The sequence below is a fragment of the Methylobacterium sp. WL18 genome, from assembly GCF_008040015.1.
Classification (GTDB): Bacteria; Pseudomonadota; Alphaproteobacteria; order Rhizobiales; family Beijerinckiaceae; genus Methylobacterium; species Methylobacterium mesophilicum.
This window is the reverse complement of record NZ_VRVD01000632.1, coordinates 1-2705: the sequence shown is the minus strand read 5'-3', so window position 1 is coordinate 2705 and position 2705 is coordinate 1. Positions and strand designations below refer to the sequence as shown.

The 2705-nt window shown below is 68.4% G+C and carries 3 protein-coding genes; 1 reads left to right on the top strand and 2 read right to left on the bottom strand.

The genetic code is table 11. The annotated features are described in order from the left end of the window. Positions 1–809, top strand: an 809-nt coding sequence (locus tag FV228_RS26115; RefSeq protein WP_147857197.1) for a peptidylprolyl isomerase, incomplete at its 5' end; no start/stop codon positions are given. A gap of 246 nt (positions 810–1055) precedes the next feature. On the opposite strand, the gene FV228_RS33445 is transcribed toward FV228_RS26115, so the two are convergent. Both FV228_RS33445 and hemH read right to left on the bottom strand, forming a co-directional pair. Continuing rightward, positions 1056–1214: a hypothetical protein gene (locus tag FV228_RS33445; protein ID WP_187277914.1), complete on the bottom strand. Its 159-nt coding sequence runs from the start codon at positions 1212–1214 to the stop codon at positions 1056–1058. A 94-nt stretch (positions 1215–1308) separates the two neighbouring features. Continuing rightward, the gene (gene hemH, locus FV228_RS26110; RefSeq protein ID WP_147857196.1) at positions 1309–2391 is read right to left on the bottom strand and encodes a ferrochelatase; all 1083 of its coding nucleotides are present in this window, start codon (positions 2389–2391) and stop codon (positions 1309–1311) included. Positions 2392–2705: the final 314 nt, after the last annotated feature.

Here is a 2705-nt window from a genome sequence, read left to right as displayed (position 1 = left end):
CCGCGACGCCGGCGGCGAACACCGCGCCCCCGAGCCCCGACACCGTGGTTGCGAGCGTCAACGGCAAGCCGATCACCCAGGGCGACCTCGCCATCGCGTCCGACGACCCGGCGCTGTCGCTCCCGGGCGTGGACGAGGCGCAGAAGAAGTCCCTCTTGGTGGATTACATGGTCGACCTGCGGGTCGGCGCGCAGGCCGCCGAGGCCGCCAAGATCGGCGACACGCCGGAGTTCAAGCGCAAGCTCGCCTACTTCCGCGACAAGCTCTTGCTCGACGACTACCTGGAGCAGGAGGCCAAGCGGGCGGTGACCCCCGAGGCCGAGCACGCGATCTACGATCAGACCGTCAAGCTGATGAAGCCCGAGGAGGAGGTGCACGCGCGCCACATCCTGGTGGACAACGAGGGCGACGCGAAGAAGATCGCGGCCCGGATCAAGGGCGGCGAGGATTTCGCCAAGGTCGCGGCCGAGGCCTCGAAGGATCCCGGCTCGAAGGCCGAGGGCGGCGATCTCGGCTGGTTCACCAAGGAGCGGATGGTCCCGGACTTCGCCAACGCCGCCTTCGCGATGAAGCCCGGCCAGGTCTCCGACCCGGTGAAGAGCCAGTTCGGCTGGCACGTCATCAAGGTCGAGGAGAAGCGGACCAAGCCGCAGCCGACCTTCGACGAGCTGAAGGAACAGATCGACCAGCACATCGTCCGCAAGGCCCAGCAGGACATGATCCTGAAGCTGCGCGCCGAGGCCAAGATCGACCGCACCGACGCGGCGCCGGCCGCCGCACAGCCGGCGCCGGAGACGAAGAAGCCGTGATCGGATAGGGACAAAAGGTGTTCCCCCTCCTCCGGTTAGGAGAGGGGACCGGATACATCACCATGTCATTCCGGGGCGCCACAGGCGAGCCCGGAATCCAGAGCCGCCGACAGCGCAAGGTCTGCTCAACCTGCGATTATGGATCCCGGGCTCCGCTTCGCAGCCCCGGGATGACAAGGAGGGTGGTCGAACGACCAGAGAACTCTCACATTCTCAGACGTTCGGTGATTCCGGACGCCTGGATCCTCAATACGGCCGATCGGGATGCAGGTACGTGGAGCTTGCGGGCGCCACCGGGGCGGTCACCCCGAGCGCGGCGAGTTCGGCCGTGCGGCGGCCTTCAGCGATCCGGTCGAGCACCGCGATCAGCAGCCACGGACACGCGATCCCGATGAAGAAGGCCATGTGATCCTCCGACGCCGGATCTGAGAATTGTCCAGCTTCGGTGGATGATAGGCCGGTCCGGGCCGTCCGCAAGCGGTGTCGGGCCGCTTTCGCGTCAGAGCCAGCCTTGAAGCTCGCGGCGCACCACGTGCTCGATGACCTTCATGCCCAGATCCGAGTCGTTCAGGCACGGAATGTAGGCGAAGCGCTCGCCGCCGTTGCCCTCGAAATAATGGCGGTTCTCGCCGTCGAGTTCTTCCAGCGTTTCCAGGCAATCGGCCGTGAAGCCCGGGGCGACGATGGCCATCCGCTTCACGCCGGACTTCGCCAGCTCCGTCACGGTCTCGTCGGTGTAGGGCTTCAGCCACTCCTCGTTGCCGAAGCGCGACTGGAACGTCACCCGCATGTGCTCGGGCGACATCCCCAGGGCTTCCCGGATCAGGCGCCCGGTCTTGTGGCACTGGCAATGGTAGGGATCGCCTTTGAGCAGGTAGCTGCGTGGGACGCCGTGGAACGAGGTCAGGATCACCTCGGGCTCGAAGTCGAGCTTGGCCAGGCCCTCGCGGATCGAATCGGCCATCGCGGCGATGTAGACCGGGTCGTCGTGATAGGGCGGCGACACCCGCACGGTCGGCTGCCAGCGCATGTCCATCAGGGCGCGGAACGCCTGGTCGCAGGCCGTGGCCGAGGTCGCGGCAGCGTATTGCGGGTAGAGCGGCACCAGCAGGATCCGGTCGCAGCCCTGGTCGAGCAGCGCCTGGAGCCGGTCGGCCACCTCCGGCTTGCCGTAGCGCATCGCCCAGTCGACCACGACGGAATCCCCCATCGCCGCCTGCAGGCGCTCGCTCTGGCCGCGGGTGGTGGTCTTGAGCGGCCCCTCGTTGCGGGTGTTGTTCCAGACGCTGGCGTAGTCTCGGCCCTTCGGCCCCGGGCGCTTGGTCAGGATGATCAGGTTGAGCAGCGGCCACCAGATCAGCCGGGGCACCTCGATGACCCGCCGGTCCGACAGGAACTCCTTCAGGTAGCGCCGCATCGGCCAGTAGCTGGTGCCCTCGGGGGTGCCGAGGTTCATCAGCAGGACGCCGACGCGGCCCCATGCGACCTTCGGGTGGTCGGCCGGGAAGCCGCCCGCGGCGGGGACCGATGTGGCGAGGGGCCGGCCTTCCGCCAGCGCGGCGGGTTCGACGCGTTCGTTCATGGCAGCGTTCCGGCGCCGCGCGCCGAGTCCTTCTTCTGGCTTCAGATACCCGGCAGCCGGCGCACGCGCTTGGGCCGGAGGCTTCCCGGTGTCAGGTGCGATCCCATGTAGGGTGCCGCGCCGCCGAGCGAAGGCCGGCTGCGACATGCTGCACCGGACGTGCCATGCATGGTCGTCCGTTCCTCCCTAGCCACCGCCGTCCCGGCCCGCAACCGCGAGACCCGATGTCCGACACCCCCGTGGCCGCCGCGCTGGCCGCTTTCCGCGCCTCCGGGCCTCCGTGGCTGGCGCTGCCGTTCTTCGCCGGCGACGCG

Excerpts from the sequence above, each read along its gene's own strand:
- FV228_RS33445 (WP_187277914.1), bottom strand. The coding sequence starts at position 1,214 with ATGGCCTTCTTCATCGGGATCGCGTGTCCGTGGCTGCTGATCGCGGTG.
- hemH (WP_147857196.1), bottom strand. The coding sequence starts at position 2,391 with ATGAACGAACGCGTCGAACCCGCCGCGCTGGCGGAAGGCCGGCCCCTC.